This is a genomic window from Paraburkholderia sp. BGA-UO-ETr-F21, from assembly GCF_059567925.1.
This window is the reverse complement of record NZ_JCAQOY010000029.1, coordinates 201742-217610: the sequence shown is the minus strand read 5'-3', so window position 1 is coordinate 217610 and position 15869 is coordinate 201742. Positions and strand designations below refer to the sequence as shown.

General features: G+C 63.6%; 15 protein-coding genes and 1 pseudogene. 7 read left to right on the top strand and 9 right to left on the bottom strand.

Going from position 1 to position 15869, the window contains the following annotated elements:
- Positions 1-54: 54 nt before the first annotated feature.
- The 6 genes from nusA to AC57B1_RS17370 form a co-directional block, all read right to left on the bottom strand.
- Positions 55-1530 carry a transcription termination factor NusA gene (gene nusA / locus AC57B1_RS17395; RefSeq protein ID WP_091794906.1) on the bottom strand — a complete coding sequence of 492 codons (1476 nt, stop codon included), beginning with the start codon at positions 1528-1530 and terminating at the stop codon, positions 55-57.
- Complete coding sequence (rimP, locus tag AC57B1_RS17390) at positions 1527-1985, bottom strand: ribosome maturation factor RimP (protein ID WP_064269683.1); 459 nt, start codon at positions 1983-1985, stop codon at positions 1527-1529. The genes nusA and rimP overlap by 4 nt, the downstream gene beginning before the upstream one ends.
- A 537-nt stretch (positions 1986-2522) precedes the next feature.
- Positions 2523-4382, bottom strand: a complete 1860-nt coding sequence (gene rluB, locus AC57B1_RS17385) for a 23S rRNA pseudouridine(2605) synthase RluB (RefSeq protein ID WP_496418141.1) — start codon at positions 4380-4382, stop codon at positions 2523-2525.
- A gap of 64 nt (positions 4383-4446) precedes the next feature.
- Positions 4447-5667, bottom strand: coding sequence for an SMC-Scp complex subunit ScpB (gene scpB, locus AC57B1_RS17380; protein WP_496418140.1), 1221 nt, complete (start codon positions 5665-5667; stop codon positions 4447-4449).
- Positions 5668-6037: 370 nt separating this feature from the next.
- Entirely contained in the window at positions 6038-7303 is a 1266-nt protein-coding gene (locus tag AC57B1_RS17375) for a pyridoxal phosphate-dependent aminotransferase (protein ID WP_496418139.1), read from the bottom strand.
- Positions 7304-7380: 77 nt separating this feature from the next.
- Positions 7381-8283, bottom strand: a complete 903-nt coding sequence (locus tag AC57B1_RS17370) for a LysR family transcriptional regulator (protein ID WP_496418138.1) — start codon at positions 8281-8283, stop codon at positions 7381-7383.
- A gap of 409 nt (positions 8284-8692) precedes the next feature.
- Here AC57B1_RS17370 and AC57B1_RS17365 point away from each other — a divergent pair.
- Together AC57B1_RS17365 and AC57B1_RS17360 are read left to right on the top strand one after the other, a co-directional pair.
- A pseudogene (locus tag AC57B1_RS17365) lies at positions 8693-9088 on the top strand (transposase); the annotation flags it as partial.
- A 304-nt stretch (positions 9089-9392) separates the two neighbouring features.
- Complete coding sequence (locus tag AC57B1_RS17360; RefSeq protein ID WP_408186033.1) at positions 9393-9647, top strand: hypothetical protein; 255 nt, start codon at positions 9393-9395, stop codon at positions 9645-9647.
- Positions 9648-10003: 356 nt separating this feature from the next.
- Here the strand turns inward: AC57B1_RS17360 and AC57B1_RS17355 are convergent, their stop codons facing one another.
- The gene (locus tag AC57B1_RS17355) at positions 10004-10327 is read right to left on the bottom strand and encodes a hypothetical protein (protein ID WP_408343177.1); all 324 of its coding nucleotides are present in this window, start codon (positions 10325-10327) and stop codon (positions 10004-10006) included.
- Positions 10328-10593: 266 nt separating this feature from the next.
- On the opposite strand from AC57B1_RS17355, the gene AC57B1_RS17350 reads away from it, so the two are divergent.
- From AC57B1_RS17350 to AC57B1_RS17340, 3 genes are all read left to right on the top strand, one after another.
- Positions 10594-11310, top strand: a complete 717-nt coding sequence (locus AC57B1_RS17350) for a YdcF family protein (RefSeq protein WP_496418137.1) — start codon at positions 10594-10596, stop codon at positions 11308-11310.
- A 246-nt stretch (positions 11311-11556) separates the two neighbouring features.
- A complete protein-coding gene (locus AC57B1_RS17345; RefSeq protein ID WP_496418136.1) occupies positions 11557-11796 on the top strand; it encodes a hypothetical protein in 240 nt (79 codons plus the stop codon).
- A gap of 277 nt (positions 11797-12073) precedes the next feature.
- Entirely contained in the window at positions 12074-12331 is a 258-nt protein-coding gene (locus AC57B1_RS17340) for a hypothetical protein (protein ID WP_007182306.1), read from the top strand.
- Between the two features lie 86 nt (positions 12332-12417).
- On the opposite strand, the gene AC57B1_RS17335 is transcribed toward AC57B1_RS17340, so the two are convergent.
- Positions 12418-12708, bottom strand: a complete 291-nt coding sequence (locus AC57B1_RS17335; protein WP_408343173.1) for a putative quinol monooxygenase — start codon at positions 12706-12708, stop codon at positions 12418-12420.
- Positions 12709-13253: 545 nt separating this feature from the next.
- Here AC57B1_RS17335 and AC57B1_RS17330 point away from each other — a divergent pair.
- On the top strand, positions 13254-14573 hold the full coding sequence (locus AC57B1_RS17330) for an EAL domain-containing protein (RefSeq protein ID WP_496418135.1): 1320 nt from the start codon (positions 13254-13256) through the stop codon (positions 14571-14573).
- On the opposite strand, the gene arfB is transcribed toward AC57B1_RS17330, so the two are convergent.
- On the bottom strand, positions 14570-14974 hold the full coding sequence (arfB, locus tag AC57B1_RS17325) for an alternative ribosome rescue aminoacyl-tRNA hydrolase ArfB (RefSeq protein ID WP_408343171.1): 405 nt from the start codon (positions 14972-14974) through the stop codon (positions 14570-14572). The two genes, AC57B1_RS17330 and arfB, sit on opposite strands and share 4 nt — an antisense overlap.
- Before the next feature lie 151 nt (positions 14975-15125).
- On the opposite strand from arfB, the gene AC57B1_RS17320 reads away from it, so the two are divergent.
- Positions 15126-15767, top strand: coding sequence for a VC0807 family protein (locus tag AC57B1_RS17320; RefSeq protein ID WP_408343169.1), 642 nt, complete (start codon positions 15126-15128; stop codon positions 15765-15767).
- Positions 15768-15869: the final 102 nt, after the last annotated feature.

Here is a 15869-nt window from a genome sequence, read left to right as displayed (position 1 = left end):
CATCGGGTCATGCGGCCTGACGGCCGCTTCAATTTAGTGCGCCATGGTCATTTCTCACTGGAACCAGTGTTCACGTGCTTTCATGATCAACGCCTTAGCGGCATCCTCTTCCATTCCGGTCATCTCGACCAGTTCATCCACAGCCAGCTCGGCGAGTTCGTCGCGCGTCTGGATCTGATGTTCGGCCAGCTTGGCGAGCAGGTCGGCGTCCATGCCGTCCAGGCTCTTCAGGTCGAGCGCTACATTTTCGACCTTTTCTTCATTCGCGATCGCCAGCGTCAACAGCGCGTCGCGTGAGCGATTACGCAGTTCGTGAACAGTGTCTTCGTCGAATGCTTCGATTTCGAGCATTTCGTTGAGCGGCACATAAGCGATCTCTTCGAGGCTCGTAAAGCCTTCGTCGATCAGGATGTCGGCCACTTCTTCGTCGACATCGAGACGCGCCATGAACAGGTCACGCAGTACGCCGCGCTCCTGATTCTGCTTTTGCGCAGATTCGTCCGGCGTCATGATGTTGATCTGCCAGCCGGTGAGTTCGCTGGCAAGACGCACGTTCTGGCCGCTGCGGCCGATCGCGACCGCCAGTTCGTTTTCGTCTACGACGACGTCCATCGAATGCTTTTCTTCATCGACGACGATCGATTGGACGGCTGCCGGCGCGAGGGCGCCGATCACAAACTGAGCGGGATCCTCCGACCATAGCACGATGTCGACGTTTTCGCCACCGAGCTCGTTACGCACCGCCTGCACGCGCGAGCCGCGGATGCCGACGCAAGTGCCGATCGGATCGATGCGCTTGTCGTACGCGACCACGCCGATCTTGGCGCGCACGCCCGGATCCCGCGCGGCCGCCTTGATTTCCAGCAGACCTTGCTCGATTTCCGGCACTTCCATCTCGAACAGCTTCATCAGGAATTCGGGCGCCGTACGCGACAGTTCGATCTGCGGACCGCGAGCGGTGCGATCGACCTTCGCGATATAGGCGCGCACGCGGTCGCCCACGCGCAGGTTTTCCTTCGGAATCAGCTGATCGCGGCGCAGCAACGCTTCGACACGGCCGGTTTCGACGATGAAGTTGCCCTTATCGAGGCGCTTCACCGAGCCGGTCATGATGTGCTCGCCGCGCTCGAGGAAGTCGTTCAGGATCTGTTCGCGTTCGGCGTCGCGCACCTTCTGCAGGATCACCTGCTTGGCAGCCTGCGCGCCGATCCGGCCGAATTCGATCGACGGCACCGGTTCTTCGATGAACTCGTCGAGTTGAATCTCGGGCTTCTGTTCGCGTGCTTCGAACAGCAGAATTTCCTGATCCGGTTCCTGCAAACCGGCTTCGTCCGGCACCACTTTCCAGCGGCGAAACGTTTCGTGCTCGCCGCTTTCACGGTCGATATGGACGCGGATATCCGCATCTTCTTCGAAGAGTTTCTTGGAGGCCGAAGCGAGAGCCGCTTCGAGCGCGGCAAATACCACGTCTTTGTCGACATTCTTCTCGCGTGCCAGCGCATCCACCAGCATCAACACTTCGCGACTCATTGTTTGCGGCTCCTAAAGTCAACTTTCGGAACGAGGCGTGCTTTGTCCATGTCCGCGAGCGTGAAATCGAGCATCGCGGCGCCTTCCTTCCCTTCAAATTCCAGACCGATCGTCTCGCCTTGCGGAGCATGCAGGATGCCCCGGTACGATTTCCGTCCGTCCAATGGCTTTTTCAATGTGATTACCACTTCGCTGCCTGCGAAGCGTTCGAAATCCGCCAGTTTCTTCAGCGGGCGGTCGAGACCCGGCGACGACACTTCAAGCCGCTCGTAATCGATATTTTCGACCGTCAGAACGTGCTGGAGCTGACGCGTGACTTTCTCGCAGTCTTCGATCGCGATGCCGGCCGGCTGGTCGATATAGATACACATCATGCCGCGCCCGGTGCGCTCGAAGTCGACGAGCTCGTAGCCGAGTCCCACGACCGTGGTTTCAATCAGTTCCGTCAGTTGCACAATGCCCTCTTAGATGTTCGCGCAGCGAGCCTGCCGCCTGTTCTGCAAACAACCAATGCGGGCCGCGCGCCAAGCCGGCGCACGTTCGTGCTACCCGAGATGCCGAACCACTGAGAACTGAGCGGCAAAAAAAAATGGGCTAAACGCCCATCATCTTATTACCGGTGGTCGCACCTGAGCCGCACATAAAAAGCCGCACGCCCAGCGACTTCGCGATTGTAGCCATTTTTCAGGACAAACGCAAACCGCAAAGCGCCGCCCAACGCGCATTTCAGCTTGATTTCATGGGAATCTTTCGACGATATGGCGGCCGTTCAGGCCTTTTGCAAGGCGGCTCGCGCCGCCGCGGATCCACGCCGGACAGGCCGGGCAAGTGAAATCTGCCCCCACTTCCGTCCGCGCTGCGGTTTTATGTGCCGCAAGAAAATCGCGAAACAACACGAAACCTGGAGAGCGCGTCGATCGACCACGGCGGCAGCTGACGAAAATCGTTGAAAAACGTTTCAGCGGCCGGCCGCCATGCATGACTCGCTTACTTTAACGGCCGCGCGAACGGCCGCGCGGCGCGCCACCGCCGCGATTGGCGCCGCCCGGGTTGGCATTGCCGCCACCCGCGCGGTTGGCGTTGCCACCGCGATTGCCGCCCGGCCCGCGGCTACCGCCGCCATTGCCGGGATTGGCACCCGCACCGCCGGGACGCTTGCCGCCGGCCGCGCGATTGCCATTGCCCGACGGCGCACGATTACCGTCGACCTCACGCCCGCCGCGCGGGCCGCCCGCACCGCCGCCCATCGGACCGCCGAGGCCACTCGCGCCGCGGCCGGCACCGCGATTGCCGTAACCACCACCGCCAAAGCCGCCGCCGCTCGCACCGCCACCGAATCCACCGCCCGGCGCACCACGGCGGCCTTGGCCGCGCGGTTGCTGCTGTTCGAAACGGCTATGCGACATCAACACGGGCTCACGGTTGATGAAGCCCATCGACGTCTGCATCGGATCCGGCTGCTTACGCTCCGGCGCTTCGCGGCGGCTGCCCTTGTCTTCGGTCGGCGCCTTCAGGCCCACCGACGCCATCAGCGCACGCACCTGGTTGTCTTCGAGCTCTTCCCAGCGGCCGCGCTTGAGGCCCTTCGGCAGCGAAATCGGGCCGTGACGGGTGCGGATCAAACGGCTGACCATCAGGCCGGCCGCTTCGAACATACGACGCACTTCGCGGTTACGCCCTTCGGCGAGCGCGACGTGATACCAGTGGTTCGTGCCTTCCCCGCCGCCATCACGAATCCGCAGGAAGTTTGCCGGGCCGTCGTCCAGTTCGACGCCGTGCAGCAGCTTCTGGCGCATGCCTTCCGCCAGTTCGCCGACCACCCGCACCGCATATTCACGCTCGACGCTGTAACGCGGGTGCATGAAACGGTTCGCCAGATCACCCGACGTGGTCAGCATCAGCAGACCTTCCGTGTTGAAGTCGAGACGGCCGACCGCGAGCCACTTGGCGGTTTTCATCGGCGGCAGTTTGTCGAACACCGAAGGACGGCCTTCCGGATCGGCATGGCTGACGATTTCGCCGGTCGGTTTGTGATACAGCAGCACGCGCGGCGGCTTGTTGGCGAGCTTGCGCTTGACCGGCTTGCCGTTGATGCGAACCTGGTCGGTCGGCATGATGCGCTGGCCGATGTGAGCCGGTTCGCCGTTCACCGACACGCGGCCGGCAACGATCAGCTCTTCCATGTCGCGACGCGAACCCATGCCGGCCTCGGCCAGCACCTTGTGCAACTTTGGTGCGTCGTCATCCGCTGCCAGCACGCGCTTGGGCGCGGCGGGCTTGCCACGACGCAGCATCGGCGCGCGCACGCCGCCGGTGGCGCTGTTATCCGCGTCGAACGCGGGAGACGTAACGTACGAGAACAGATCGTCCTGACCGGCTTCCGCGGCAGCCGCCGGCGCTTCACCACCGCGGCGGTTCTGACGCTGGCCGCCTTCGCGCGGCTGACGCTCGCGCTGACCTTCACGAGGCGCTCCTTCACGCGGTGCGCCCTCGCGGCGCGCGCCGCCCGCATTGCGGCGCGGCCCCTGACCCTTCGCGCCGGCATCTTTGCGCGGCATACGCACTTGCGCGACGACCTCGCCGTCCGGCGGCGCCTCACTGACAACCGGCGCCTCTTGCGCGGGGCCGCCTTCGGCGCCCTTCGTCTTCGCGCCGGCGCGGCGCCGGGCGATCAGGCTGCGCGGACCGCGACGCAGGCCGCGGCGCGGACGGTCTTCACCGTCTGCTTCCGTGGTCTGCGCCGGGCGCTCGCCCTCGCCTGCCGACGCTTGCGTGGTGCGCGTTTCGTCAGCGCGAGCCGACGGCACGGCGCGCTCGGATTCGGACGAATCGGTGTCGTGGGTATGTGTCAAAACAACCTCAAAATGTCAGGTCGCGCACGCCCGTTGCGGGCGTGGCAAAAAAAGTTCGGTTACGTCAGGCGCTGCGCGACTCAGGTTCGTCGTCGGTCAGAACGCCCGCGTCCTGCGCCGCATCGCGACGATCCAGAGGATCGCCGTGCGCCGCCTTGGTCGGGTTCGGCTCGGCGGCGTGCTCCGTATTGCGGAGTACGCCCGAGTCGTGCGCGGGTATTGCCGGATCGGTCTGGGAGACCGGATCGTGATTCTGTGCGGACCCGGCGGTGCCGGTCTGCGGTGCAACGTTTTCCGCGTGCGCCGTTTCAGCATGATCCTGCGCGGCTGGCTCACCCATTGCGTCCGGATGCAAGCCAGATGCGGGTGCGATTGCCACTGCGCTGTCAGTCGCTCCGGCCGCCTGCGCTGCTTCCATCGGCTCAGCGTGCTGCTTTTGATGCAATTCAGCGAATTCGCCAGCGATTTCCGCTCCGGGCGCCTCGGCTGATGTTTCGAGCCGGCTGGCACCGGCATGGCTACCGGCGTCCGCGTCCGCCTCTACGGCATCGAACTGCGGCGCTCCGCCCACGGCCTCATCAATAGCCGGAGGTTCACCACTAGCGGTCGAATCGACAAGCTCGCCCGCAGCGGCGCTTTCATCTACCACGCCGGAATCCACCGGCTCTTCGAGCGTGCCCTCTTCGCCCGACGCCAACGCTTGCGCGGCGTCCGCGTCCGCGTCCGCGAACTCGATCGCATGCTGGCCGAGCAGATCCGCGTTCAACTGCGCCGACGGGTCCGCGAGCGGCGGCAATTCGTCGAGCGCTTTCAGCCCGAGGTCGTCGAGAAACTGCCGCGTCGTCGCGTACAGCGCGGGACGGCCCGGCACGTCACGATGACCGATCACTTCGATCCAGTTGCGGTCTTCGAGCTGCTTGACGACTTGCGTATTCACCGTGACGCCGCGAATTTCTTCGATATCGCCACGCGTGACCGGTTGCCGGTAGGCAATGATCGCGAGCGTTTCGAGCACCGCGCGCGAATATTTCGGCGGTTTCTCAGGATGCAAGCGATCCAGATACGAACGCATTGCGGGCTTGCTTTGAAACCGCCAGCCCGACGCCAGCCCGACCAACTCCACACCGCGCCCAGACCAATCCTGCTTGAGGTCTTCGAGCAAATTCCGAACGGTGTCTGCCGACACGCCGTCGGCAAAGAGCTTGCGCAACTCGCCGAGCTTTAACGGCTCCTGCGCGCAGATCAAGGCAGTCTCGAGGACGATCTTCGCCTCTTGGGTATTCATGCAGCTAGGTCAGACCCTGTGGTCAAAGAACCGGATCAAACAGACGATGTGGAACTGAAGACGCGCTCGCCCGATTCTGATCGGTCATATTGATGGGAGCACGCACCGGGGGGAGGCGAAACAGACAATCGAACCAAACCCAGCCGGACGGAGCAGCGATATTCCTGAAAGGAATCGCGTGACTGAGCGCCATATTACGCAAAAACAATCAGTGCGTAAAGATGAAATCCCCCGCGCATTTTCCGGCCTCGCCTTGGCGGGCGTGCTTTAGTGAAAAAGCGGGCTTAATTGGACGGAAACCCGCTTTCTTCGGTTGTTCTTCTCCCGGTTTGCTCAATAGTGTTTTGCGCGGCCACCTTGCGGCAGGCGCTCAGCGGTCAGTCGTGTGGCGCGCGAGGAACCGCTTCAGGCGCTCGACGCCCGCGTCCAGTCGCGCCGTGTCGCAGGCATAGCACCAGCGGACGAAGCCCTCGCCCTGCGGGCCGAACGCGCTGCCCGGCGCCACGCCGAGCCCTACCTCACGCACCATTGCCTTGCATAGCTCCAGACTGCGCGAGGCACCCGGCATCGAGAAAAACAGGTACATCGCGCCGGGCGGCGCCTTGACGTCCACCCCCGGCACTGTAGAAAGCGCGCGCACCAGATGATCGCGCGACGCTTTCAGGTCCAGCACCAGTTCCTGCGTGAAGGCTTCGCCCTGCTCGATGGCCGCGATGCCGGCTTGCTGAACGAAGGCCGGCGCGCACGAGGTGTTGTACTCGACGAGCTTGCCCAGATCGTCCATCAACGAGGCGGGCGCGACGATCCAGCCGAGCCGCCAGCCCGTCATCAGCCATGCCTTGGAAAAGGAATTGACGCAAATTACGCGCTCGTCGCGGGTAGCCAGGTCGAGGAACGACGGCGCGGTGAGCGAGGGCGCGGCGTTGGCGTTGGCGTTGGCGTTGGCGTTGGCGTCCTCATAGTAGAGACGCTCATAGACTTCGTCCGCCACGATCCAGATACCGTGGCGCCGGCAGTGCGCCAGCACCGCGCGCTGCTCGTCGCGACTCATCACCCAGCCGGTCGGATTGTTGGGCGAATTGATCAGCAACATCTTCGTGTCGGGCGTCAGCGCCGCGAGCAGTTGCTCGAGGTCGAGCTGCCAGCCGCGTTCCCCGTAGCCCAGCGCGACGGTTTCGACGTGCGCGCCGAGAATCTTCGGAATCTCGACCAGATTCGGCCAGAGCGGCGTAACCGCGACGACGCGGTCGCCCGCGCCCACCACGAGCTGCGCCGCGAGCATCAACGCATTCACGCCCGCGCTGGTCACCGCGATGTGCTCCGGCGATGTCGCGCCGTGCAGCTTGCTGACGTAGCCCGCCAGCGCGGCGCGCAGCGGTGCGATGCCGAGATTGTGCGTGTAGAACGTCGCGCCCGCGGCGAGCGACGCGCTGGCCGCGTCGCGGATAAACGCCGGCGTCACGCGGTCGGACTCGCCGAACCAGAATGGCAGCACGTCGTCGACGCCGAAACCGGCGTTGGCGACTTCGCGAATCTGCGAAGGACGCAGGTCGCGCACGGCGTCGCGCGCATTGGGGATAGCAGGGAAAAACGAATCCGTTTCGCTCATCGAGACTTCCAGACGGGTGGATGGCATGAATTGAAATGCAGCGGAGGCGACAGTTTAGCTTGGCGCTCCTTCTGGGGGCGGCGAGGCAGGCAGCATTATCGTTACTAGCTCAAATCCTCCGCCCGCCCCGGCAACTGACGGATCAGCCCCCACACCGCCTCCGCAGCCGGCGAGAGCGAGCGGTCGCGCCGCCGCACCAGTTCGACCGTGCGCTCGGCGCGCGGCACCAGCGGCCGGGCCACCAGCGAGGCGCCCTCCGGCAGCGGCAATGCCAGCCACGGCAGCACGCTCACGCCGACGCCCGCCTCCACCAGCCCAAAAACGGTCGCGGAATGCCCCAGCTCCTGCACCACCGTGGCGCTCACGCCATATTCCTGCATTACGGCGTCGATGATCGGCCGGCTGCCCGATGCGTAGTCGAGCATCACCAGTTGCTGGCCTTCCAGGTCCGTCCACGCGACCCGCTGCCGGGCGGCAAGCGGATGATCGTCGCGCGTAACGACGCAGAACGAATCCGTCATGAGCGATTCGCTAAGCAGATCGTCTGCGGCGAACGGGCCGATGATCACGCCGAAGTCGACCTCGCCCGACTTGACCTTGCGGACCACGTCGCTCTGCACGTCGTCACGCAGGCCCAGTGCGACGTAGGGAAACTGTTGGCCGCAGGCGGCCACCACGCGCGGCATGAGGCGGCACGCCACCGTCGGGCTGGCGGCCACCACGACGCGCCCGCGGCGCTGTTCACCAATTTCGCGGATCTCGCGCAGCGCGTCGTCCAGATCCGAGAGCAGACGCGACACGCTCGACACCAGGTTGCCGCCCACATCCGTGAGTTGCACCTCGCGGGTCGTGCGATCGATCAGCTTGAGACCGATCTCGCCCTCCAGTTCGCGCACGCAGCGGCTGACCGCTGACTGCGTCAGGCCGATTTCATCGCCCGCCCGGCTGAAGCTTTGCAGACGGGCGACCTCAATGAAAACCCTTAGCTGCCGCAGCGTGACATTCATTTACCGACCTCATCAATTGCATCATTTAATGCGTATTGTAAGTCGAAAGTCAGCACCACAATCGGTTTTAGTCATTGCGCTGCAATGCAGCAATAAGGCGCAAACGCACGCTGGCCGGGCCTGATTGCACAAGATTGGTGATTGTCCCGATTTGCGAGATGGGTTTTTTGGATTCTTATACGCCCCTAGCTAGCGCCCGCGCTGGCCCGCTGTCATGGGGCTTTCAGGCGGTTGGACTCAACTTGGCACACTTCCTGCATTTACATGCACACAAGGGTCGGCGCCATGATTCTGACTGCATAGCAGACCGTGGCAAGCCCGACCCTCCTTGGCACTCGCCTATCGAGTGCATGGAGAGTGCGCGGCGCGGGGCAGCGCACCGGAGTTAGCTTCGCTGAGGTGAAACATGATGCTGTTCGACGATTTGAGAGACAACGAGTGGGCGCTGGTCGAGGCGTTGTTCTGTGCGGAGCCAGCACGGAGCGAACGGCGCGGTCGACCACGCGTGGAAGCGCGCGCGGTTGTCAACGCCGTGCTGTGGGTGCTGTCGACGGGCGAAGGCTGGTCCAAACTGCCGGGCCGCTATCCGTCGCCGCCGACTTGCCGCCGTCGCTTCGACGAGTGGCAAGCCGATGGTACGCTCGCCGAAATAGTTAAGCGACTCGGCACGAGCGGTCGTGAAATTTCGCTGCGCGGCCGTATCGGCGCAACCGCAGCCAAACCGCCGGCACCGCCGAGCCGTGACCGCCTGCGCGGCGCATTCTGGACCAATCCGGAATCGTGGCGCGCTCCGGTCAAGATGGCCTGACGCGAACTGTTTGACCGCCGGGCGCTTGCGGGCGCCCGGCGTTTATCCGATTCAGGTCGACGCGCGCCGCTTGTCTGCGCTCGCCGCATCTGTCATGGGCACCGCTCCTCGGCGCGCCCAATGCAGTCGTCCCCTCCTGCTTACACCCAGCTGAGTGCGCGCTGCTTCAGATGTCTGAAGCAGCGCGATAGTTGCGGGTGAAACATCCATTTACTATTACTTACAGCGTGCTTTCGCGACTGCGCATACCTTATACGTATGCAAACAGGCCTTGAGTCGATCGGCTTGACGGGAGCTCAGCATGAAACCAATGTCACTGCTTCTGTGCGGCATTGTCGTTTCATCAATGGCCGCACCGGCGCTTGCTCAGCAGCGCCAACAGGCATGGAACTGGCGGCCGGATCGTCCGGCTACCCTCGAAGCCTGGCAACAAAGCGATACGCGTGGCCGCGACTTCACGCCGCCGGCGCCGCGCGGAGATTTGCGTGGCGACATCGCCAGTAACGTGCGCACGCGTCCGGAGGCGCCGCGGCAGGATCCGACGCGCCGGCGTTAGTCAGCGCTTGGTCAGCGGTCAGCCAGCGTGAGCACGGAAACGGTTCGTTATGTGCTCGCGCGCCAAGCTGTGCTTTTAATTAATTGGGGGAACCACCCCGCCGAATGGCAGTCTGATTTAACGCCATTAGCACAGCGTGGCAGTAGTAATTCCGGTACGCCCGTATCCTCGCGATACGGGCTTTTTTTTGCGCGTCTCGGGCGGATGCGAAATGTATGCGCGTACGGGCGAGCAAGACGCCCGACACGACCGAGTGTGCTGTGCGATTACCCGCTAGAAGTCAGACGGACACAGCAATGGGATCACCGCCAGCCGCGTCAAGCGGCTGGGAAGGTACGCCTGGCAGCCCGCCGGACTTATGGCCGGACTTCGAGCGCGGCAGTAGGCCGCGTGTCGGCTGCGGCGACGACGTAGTCGTTCATTCGCTGTGCGGTCCAACTGAGCAGGCGCTCGTCATGTGCAAGCCGCGCGAATTCCGCTCTACCGCGCTCAGTCAGCACGGCAATGTCGACCGGTGCGTGAAAACCCGGAGCCGGTGCGACAGTGCGCTGCCGAACGGTGTCCATCAAGCCCAGTGCGCGAAGATATTGGAAGACGCCCGGTCTTCTGGCCCATGGGACCTGGCGATATTGCGCCCGCCGCAGCGCTTCAAGTACCGCTTCGTTGGAATACGTGGTCATCTCACTTCTTTCTTAAAGTGCAGCTATGACACATCCATGCCCAACACGTCACCGCGCCACCAGTGACGCGCTTGGCACCCGCCCTTGGCTGGAAGCTGGCTGCGATTGTCGCAGTCGAATTCCGCCAGGTGCTGCCTGGTCTCGTTTTCGGAACCCCCGTCTGAACGGCATGTTAGCGTTCTGCCTACGAGCCGACGATGCAACCGCTGCGGCGCGATAGCAAGCCCATAGATTTGTCCCGAAAGACATACGTTACCCCATTTAAATTGATTCTATTCACTTTATTAGCGCTTTTTTTTGCAGCAATCGTGCTATGGAAGCGCGCCAGGCGCCCGCTCGCCGTCTGCACGGTTGCCCTGTTCTGGCTGCTCGCCGCCGGCTGGCTCACCGCGCCTTTGCTGTATCTGGCGCAACCGCGCTGGCAGACCGATACGCCCGCCCGGTTCGCGCCGCGCACCGCGATCATCATGCTCGGCGGCGGCACGACCTACGACGACCACACGCTCGTGCCTCCGCGCGACGTGATCGCGCGCATCTCGGCGAGTGCCGAAAACTATGCCGCCTGCAAACGCGCGGCGGCCATATGCCGTGTGATCGTGAGCGGCGGCAATCCGCAGCGGCACCCCGCGACGGAAGCCGATACCTATTTGCCATATCTGTTGCGTGAGCAGGTGCCGCGCGCGGATATCGTGCTGGAAAACAGCAGCCTCACTACCTACGAGAACGCGCGCAACGTATCCGCCATTCTGGAGGGCTCACGTTACGATTCGTTGATCCTCGTTACCTCCGCCTATCAGATGCCGCGCGCCCTGCTCGACTTCCACCGCTTCGGCCTTGCGCCACAACCGATGATCTCGAACGCGCGGCGCGCACGTCTTGGTGTACTGCCTCGGTATGACAATCTGGTGAATGCGGAGATCGCGTTGCATGAGTTGATTGGCATCGCACAATTTCACGTCTATCGCGCAATCGGGTGGTTCTAGAATCCAGATGGCATTGAACAGCCATTTATTTAGAAATGCGAAGGTTGTGGATCAGTGACGAAACCTGATCGTGACTTATTCGCGAAGTGAGTCGCATCGCAGCCGCGCTCGGCGTAACAAGATGTAACGAATTGTCATCGCACTTACAAATCCGTCCGCTGGAGCGGATATTGCTGACTAGAATGCATTGTCTTTCCGTCTGGACAGGCAAGTACTCGGGTCCACAACCACTCTGCGGAGGTAGCAATGAAGAAAGTGTCCCTGGCGATCCTGGTTTCCCTCAGTGCCGTAACGGGCGCGGCTTATGCGCAGGACAACGGCGTCATGATGAGCACCGATCCGGCCAAGGCCGCCGACGTCGAGCAGCGCGCGCAAGATTTGCAAAACCGCCAGCAAGCAATGGAAAGCGCACCGGCCGCACCGATGAAACACCACAAAGGCGCCCCGCATCACAACAAGGCGCCGAAGGCCGACGCCGGCTCCTGAGCACCGTTCACCCGACTCACCCGCGGCCGCGCCGCGACGGTGAAAAGCCGAAGCCTGCATCGCCGGTTTCGGCTTTTTTGTTGTCTAATGGTTTGGCGAGTGGTCTTCCGAAGGTCTGGCGGAAAACTTGCGAGCATCGCAGCAGGCCGGCGCGCCGGCCAACCCGGACATGCCGCTTAAGCCCTGCGGCGCGCGCCTGACGGTGTGCTAAAGTCGCGCACCGACCGGCGCCCAGCCGGAATCCCTAACCCGTGCGCACCCTGGTGCGGAGGACAGCATGAGCAACATCCAGCTTGATATCGAATGGACTGAAGCAGCATCTCGCAAAATCGAAAAACTGATGCCGCGCGGCGGTCAGGAGGCGTTTCTGGCGCTGCCGCCCGTCGAGTGCCTGCCGATGGAAGGCGACGTGCTGTTTCTTGGACCGGATGGCAAGCAGCAGCCGTTCATCGTCGCGGAACGGCAGTATCACCACGACGGCGATGCCGACTGGACCATCATCCTGATCCTCGACGTTCCGCAAGCCACGCATTGATCATCAGGTAGTCGTCAAACGGCGAGCGGGTTGCCGGCCGAACCGGCCCGGCAACCCGCTCGCCGTTATGCACCGTGTCCGCCCGTTCAGGCAATCTTCGACACGACGCGAATCTCAGCGTGCTCCACCCAATCCGCCACCGCTTTCCTGTAGGCCGCGATGTGCTCGGATTTCGCATGCGCTGCCAGTGCTTCCTGGCTTTCCCAACGCTCGACAAACACGAACCGGCGCGGCTCCTGCACGTCGCGGTGCAAGTCGTATTGAAGCGCTCCCTGCTCCTTGCGAGTCGGCCCGACCAGACCTTCAAGCACCTGACGCAGCTGCTCTTCGTGGCCCGGCTTCGCCACCGAGATTGCGACCACCGCGATTTCCGACATGCCTAACCTCCGTTTCATTAAAAGCAGCAGCATACCGGGCGCCTACCAAACCTGCAGGACGCGGATTCAAGGCACCGGCTTCGCGGTCCATGCCTGCGCTCTGCTGACCGATAACGCGCGCACGCATTCAAACGTCTAAGCCGCCCTCGCCTGGAGTTTGGCGGGTGTCCGCTCAGCGCCCTGTTAGGCTCGATTTCATACATGCAATAGATTGCGATGGAGGCAATCGGTTTTGCGCGCGGCATGTGGGCGCAAAACTCGCGCGGCGGGCCAGCGGCATCGTGCCGAATGGCCCGCGGGGAAAGGGTTTGCGGGGCGCCCGACATATGCGCGAGTACGACCCCGCGTCTGTGATTACCCGCACATTCACGCGAATTGCAAACTGCTAGACTGGTTTTGACTAATCCGCCGGAGTCCAGCATGGCTGGCATTGCTCTCCGCGTTCCCGGGCTTTATCCGACCCGCCCTGCACACGTGGGGGCCGTGCCTCCGTTGCGCGCCGAATCGTCAGACGCGCCCCGTCACCCGCTTACCGCGATGCCGCCATGTCCGCACTCATGCCCGCCTTTATGCCATCCGTCAGCGAATTGACCCTGAGCGGCCTGCTCCCGCATCTGGTCCGGCACGAGTCCGGCTGGAGCGCGACGTGGCGCGCGCTGACTTTGCACAGCGTGTTCCAGCCGGTGCTCTCGGTGACGCACCAGCGCATCGTCGGTTATGAAGGACTGCTGCGCGCCTTCGACCCGGTCGGTTTGCCGGTCTCGCCAGAAGTGCTCTTCTCGGGCACCCGCTCGGCCGCCGACGCTCGTGAGCTCGACCGTATCGCGCGCTGCCTGCATGTGGCGAACTTCATGGAGCAAGGCATCAGCACCGGCTGGCTCTTCCTGAATACACGTCCACAGGTGTTCGAAACCGGCTGGCCGCAGCGCGCGTTCATCGACGAACTGTCGGCGCACTTCGGATTGCCTCAGGAGCGCATCGTGATCGAAGTGCTCGAGCAGCCCGCCGACGACGAATCCGCCGTCGCCAGCATGCTCGCCGCCTCGCAGCCGCGCGACTTCCTGATCGCGATCGACGACTTCGGCACCGGCTTCTCGAACTTCGACCGCGTATGGCGCTTCCGCCCCGACATCGTCAAACTCGACCGTTCGTTGGTCGCGCGCGCCGGCAGGCGCGAAGGCGACGATTCGATGATCAGCCACCTGATCGCGATGCTTCATCAATCAGGCACGCTGGTGCTGGCTGAAGGCGTCGAAACCGACGAAGAATTGATGATCCTGATGGAAGCCGATGTGGATTTCGTCCAGGGTTTCTGGCTCGGTCAGCCGAAGAGTTCCGTGCAGGCGGCTTGCGCCGGCGTGCCGGCACTGATCGAATCGATGTGGAGCAAGTTCGCCGACTACGAGCGCGAGCATGCCGGCCACCAGCGGCTGGGTTTCGAGGGTTTCGCCGAAGCAGTGCTGGCCGCCGCCGACACCTACAAAACCACCGGCGATCTGCGCCAGGCGGCGCAAAAGGTGTGGCATCTGCCGGAGGCCCGCCGCGTGTTCATTACCGACGGACAAGGCGAACAAACCCTGCCCTCGGTCACGGCCGCCTCTGTGCCGCCGCCTCCGCTGCGGCTCGCGCCGCTTTATACCGACACGCGCAGCAACTGGTCGCGGCGCGCCTACTTCAAGCACGCGCTCGCCGCGCCGGGGCGCGTTGCGATGATGGGTCCGCACTATTCGCTCGCCGACGCTCAGGACTGCTACACCGCCGCCCTTGCGTTCGAGCGTGACGGCACGCATGTGCTTTGCGTCGACTTCGTGCCGAGCGCCACCCTCCCCGACGTGCGCCCCGCGGGACGCGGCAGCAAGCGCTAATCGTCCACCCGCCCGCGGCCGGATTTGACCTCGCTGCGTTTGGCCTTGCTGTCGAGGCGCCGCCGGTTCGACGCGCGCGTCGGCCGGGTCGGCACGCGCTGCTTGCGCGTCACGCTGACGCTTTCGATCAGTTGATCGAGCCGCGCCAGTGCCGCCGCGCGGTTCATGTCCTGAGTCCGATGCTCCTGCGCCTTGATGATCACGACGCCGTCACGCGTGAGCCGATGATCGGACAGCGCAAGCAGGCGCATTTTCAACACTTCCGGCAACGATGAAGCGCGCACGTCGAAGCGCAGGTGGATGGCGCTCGAGACTTTGTTGACGTTCTGGCCGCCCGCTCCTTGCGCGCGCACGGCAGTCAGTTCGATTTCGTTCGACGGGATCGGATAGCGGGATGTCATGACACGAGATTGGGCTGGGAGACATGAGTGTACACAGTGCGCCCGAACGCCGATTATCGGCTATCGGACGCGGCGGCCGATGCGAAAAACTATTTGCATCCGCACCGCCGCTTCATCGATACTGCGCTTTTCGCTTACGGCGTAAATTAACATGAAGCTTCGTCCGGCTTTTGTGCTCGAACTGGCCGTCAACTTTCTGTTGCCATGGCTCGCCTACCGTCTCGCGTTGCCGCATCTGGGCGAGACCGGCGCGTTAATCGCGTCCGCCGTGCCGCCGATCGTCTGGAGCCTGGTTGAACTCGTGCGGTTTAGGCGCGTCGACGCGTTGAGCGTGATGGTGGTGGCCGGCATCGCGCTCTCGGTCGCGGCAATGGCGCTCGGCGGCAGTCCGCGCATGCTGCTGTTGCGCGAGTCGCTCGTGTCCGGCGCGGTCGGCGTGGTGTTTCTGCTCTCGCTGCCCATGCGCCGTCCGCTGATCTTCTATCTCGCGCGCGCCACCGTTGCCCGCGAAATGGAGGGCGGCGCCGCGCGCTTCGAAGCGCTGTGGCAGGAGCGGCCCGCGCTGGTCGCCGCGATCCGTCTGATGACGCTGGTGTGGGGCGTCGGCCTGACCGGCGAAACGGCGCTGCGTGCGTGGATGGCGCTCACCTGGCCGATCGAGCGCTTTCTGGTCGTTTCGCCGTTCATCGGCTACGGGATCTATGGCGGGCTGACGCTGTGGACGCTGTGGTATCGGAAGACCATGCGCGGGCGGGTCGACGCGCGCGTGCAATCGGGTGGCGCGGTTAGTTGAGCAGGTTCCACGCGCAGTGCGTGGGGCTGCCGTTCTGCCGTTCTGCCGTTCTGCCGTTCTGCCGTTCTGCCGTTCTGCCGTTCTGCCGTTCTGCCGTTCTGC

Bases quoted from the DNA above. Each gene is read 5' to 3' on its own strand.
- nusA (WP_091794906.1), bottom strand. From the start codon at position 1,530: ATGAGTCGCGAAGTGTTGATGCTGGTGGATGCGCTGGCACGCGAGAAG.
- scpB (WP_496418140.1), bottom strand. From the start codon at position 5,667: ATGAATACCCAAGAGGCGAAGATCGTCCTCGAGACTGCCTTGATCTGC.
- AC57B1_RS17375 (WP_496418139.1), bottom strand. From the start codon at position 7,303: ATGCCATCCACCCGTCTGGAAGTCTCGATGAGCGAAACGGATTCGTTT.
- AC57B1_RS17370 (WP_496418138.1), bottom strand. From the start codon at position 8,283: ATGAATGTCACGCTGCGGCAGCTAAGGGTTTTCATTGAGGTCGCCCGT.
- AC57B1_RS17360 (WP_408186033.1), top strand. From the start codon at position 9,393: ATGAAACCAATGTCACTGCTTCTGTGCGGCATTGTCGTTTCATCAATG.
- AC57B1_RS17355 (WP_408343177.1), bottom strand. From the start codon at position 10,327: ATGACCACGTATTCCAACGAAGCGGTACTTGAAGCGCTGCGGCGGGCG.
- AC57B1_RS17345 (WP_496418136.1), top strand. From the start codon at position 11,557: ATGAAGAAAGTGTCCCTGGCGATCCTGGTTTCCCTCAGTGCCGTAACG.
- AC57B1_RS17340 (WP_007182306.1), top strand. From the start codon at position 12,074: ATGAGCAACATCCAGCTTGATATCGAATGGACTGAAGCAGCATCTCGC.
- AC57B1_RS17335 (WP_408343173.1), bottom strand. From the start codon at position 12,708: ATGTCGGAAATCGCGGTGGTCGCAATCTCGGTGGCGAAGCCGGGCCAC.
- AC57B1_RS17330 (WP_496418135.1), top strand. From the start codon at position 13,254: ATGTCCGCACTCATGCCCGCCTTTATGCCATCCGTCAGCGAATTGACC.
- arfB (WP_408343171.1), bottom strand. From the start codon at position 14,974: ATGACATCCCGCTATCCGATCCCGTCGAACGAAATCGAACTGACTGCC.
- AC57B1_RS17320 (WP_408343169.1), top strand. From the start codon at position 15,126: ATGAAGCTTCGTCCGGCTTTTGTGCTCGAACTGGCCGTCAACTTTCTG.